Origin of the sequence: Spirochaeta lutea (genome assembly GCF_000758165.1) — a bacterium.
Classification (GTDB): Bacteria; Spirochaetota; Spirochaetia; order DSM-27196; family Salinispiraceae; genus Spirochaeta_D; species Spirochaeta_D lutea.
The window spans coordinates 1-1226 of sequence record NZ_JNUP01000019.1; the positions used below are offsets into that span (position 1 = coordinate 1).

Annotated in this window: 1 protein-coding gene; it reads right to left on the reverse strand. The window is 38.1% G+C overall.

Features of this window, described 5'->3' with window-relative positions:
- Nucleotides 1-109 precede the first annotated feature (109 nt).
- Nucleotides 110-1192 carry a caspase family protein gene (locus DC28_RS02110; protein WP_037545258.1) on the reverse strand — a complete coding sequence of 361 codons (1083 nt, stop codon included), beginning with the start codon at nucleotides 1190-1192 and terminating at the stop codon, nucleotides 110-112.
- Nucleotides 1193-1226 lie beyond the last annotated feature (34 nt).

The window sequence follows — 1226 nt, forward strand, 5'->3', positions numbered from 1 at the left end:
GACCCTGGTCACCAGCCAATGAAACGAGTAATCGCACTGAAATATGTTTAACATCCGCTTAACGCGCGTTGCGAAGCAACGTCGCGTTGAAGCGCATGTTATGCTTTGTTCATAATAAGGTTTGCTCATTATCAACTTGAAAAGTATCTGTGTTTTCTTCAGGTATCCATTCTCCCGTTTCTGAATTTAGGTATATAGATTTTGGTATTGCTATCTTTCCTTGCATAAGCTCCAATCCTCTATCGCTGAGTTCTACTTGTCGGCCCCTTTTGTTGATTAAGTTCCACGCTGGTGCATACCCCAATTTCGAATATGTTGTATGTTCTGATGATCCAAGAGCTTGCAAATCAGATGTTGTTAAAATCCTTGGAGAACCATCATTAAAAAGTATATTCAAAACTTTTTGTTGAGCGGTTGATAATTTTTCCTTGCGTTTTTGATAATGCTTGTTTTTAGCAATTGGGACTTCTGGAAATCCTGCGCCGAGAAAAAGCTGGCATTTTTGACCAGATGTACGCTCTAGTTCCTTTCTCGATCCAGAGAATACGTCGGTTAGGTTTAAATACTGTTTTCTTTTTCCTGTATCGCTATTGTTTCCTTGATTGATTACTTTGAAGATTCCCTCGCTAAAGGGTCCTCCACCAAAAAAATCAAGTGAGGTTTCCCAATTCATTGCTGAACAAAATAAGGCATAGGTTGATCCAAAAGATCTGTCAAATGATTTTCGTGTATCAGAATAGGATTGCAAGAATGTTTCGCCTGCCGTACCGCTAAAACAGCAATCTAATACAAAGATGGGGTCTATCTTGGAGATGGCAAGAGTATCAATCAACTCGGAGATCCTGACGGTCGATATCGGCACGACTGAATCTGAAATATGGTTTATTCGTGTGTCGACCAAACAAAGTCCTAGATCATTGTTGGAAAGAATGGTGGCATGTCCTGAAAAATAAAAAATTAAAATATCATTAATGGAAGTTCTGCCCAAAGAAAAATCACAGATAATTTCCCTGAGGGTACTGGAGTCTATGTTGATTTTGATTTGACAGTTTTTATCTAGGATAATTGCAGTGTCTTTTTCATCAACTAAAATCTTCTTCAGACGCTGAACATCATTAACTGTGCCATCTAATTTTGTCATTTCGTGATATTGAGAGATACCAATAAATATTGAATAAATTCTATCAATCAAACTTCACCTTCACTCTCAATAAGCATAACGCGCG